This is a genomic window from Chromobacterium sinusclupearum (genome assembly GCF_002902845.1).
GTDB classification, from domain to species: Bacteria; Pseudomonadota; Gammaproteobacteria; order Burkholderiales; family Chromobacteriaceae; genus Chromobacterium; species Chromobacterium sinusclupearum.
Window position 1 is genome coordinate 4,028 of sequence record NZ_PPTF01000071.1, and the last position, 569, is coordinate 4,596.

The following is a 569-nucleotide window of genomic DNA, read 5'->3' on the forward strand; positions in this document are numbered from 1 at the left end:
CCTTGGGCATGGTGGTGACCAGGGCTTCGTCGCGCGCACCGAAGGCGTCTTCGGTAGCAAGCTCCACCGTGGTTTGAAAGCCGGCTTCCTGGCCTTCCAGCGCGGCTTCCAGTTTGGGGAAGAGATTGTCGTAATCGCCGTGCAGGTAGGAAACCGGGTGTTTGCCATCGTCGTAAACCAGGCCCTGGCTGTCGGTGACTTTCATGCGCAGGGTGACGGCGGTGTTGGCGGTGATTTTCATGGCGGGAAATGGCAAAAAAATTGAAGCCGGAAGGTTGGCAGTTAAGCGAATCAGTGTCAACTGAATCGCCCCTGGCTTGCCGGATGCTTGTGTGCCAGCGCCTCATGCGAAAGCAGCCATTTTTGATGCGACACCAGCCCCTTTGCAAATCCGACCTCGTAACGGCACTGTTGCGTAAATCCCGAACAGGGCGAGGCTCCCCTTTCCCCAAACAAATTTACGCCACAGCCACCGTACAAGGCCGGCCCAGCATGCTGAAGCGGTTCAAGATGGCAGCACGCACCTGCAGCTCTGCCACTTGACCCTCGAAGCGACGGGTCGTCACCCT

General features: G+C 58.3%; 1 protein-coding gene and 1 pseudogene. Both read right to left on the minus strand.

The window, feature by feature from the left end; translation table 11 throughout:
* A partial coding sequence (locus C2134_RS21930; RefSeq protein ID WP_369406785.1) for an FKBP-type peptidyl-prolyl cis-trans isomerase occupies positions 1–241 on the minus strand: 241 nt, incomplete at its 3' end.
* Positions 242–458: 217 nt separating this feature from the next.
* A pseudogene (locus C2134_RS15510) lies at positions 459–569 on the minus strand (IS5/IS1182 family transposase); the annotation flags it as partial.